Source organism: Bradyrhizobium sp. Leo78, assembly GCF_059512425.1.
Window position 1 is genome coordinate 1 of record NZ_JCAMOT010000259.1, and the last position, 402, is coordinate 402.

1 protein-coding gene is annotated in these 402 nt (G+C 54.2%); it reads right to left on the reverse strand.

Annotated features, from left to right (window positions below):
* The coding region (locus AC5ZG1_RS44575) for a Ku protein (RefSeq protein ID WP_496136596.1) at positions 1 to 204 on the reverse strand (204 nt) is incomplete at its 3' end.
* Positions 205 to 402 lie beyond the last annotated feature (198 nt).

Sequence of the window (402 nt, forward strand, 5' to 3'; positions counted from 1 at the left end):
GAAACCCTTGACCTGGTCCTCGCGCTCGACCGGATCGCCGGTTTCGCCATCGACGAATTCTCGGCGCACCCTGTTGCCGGTCTTCCTGTTCAGCGTGTGAAACGCGATCCGCTCGGATGTGGAGGCGGCGGTGTAAAGCGCCACGGGGAAGGCCACCTCCCCGAACTTGATAAAGCCTTTCCAATTCGCTCTCGGGGCAACCATTTCGCACGCGCTCCTGCCGCAACCAGTGCGAGTCAACCGAATCACTTTACGATTGGTTCCGAATCAAAACGAATCAAATTTCAATAGCTTAGCCAGAATGATTCACGCGTTTTCCGAGTCTCGATCATCCCCTTGAATCTGATTGATCTTTTTCTCTCCGGGCGCTTTTAACCATGGCAACAACCAACAGATAGCGAC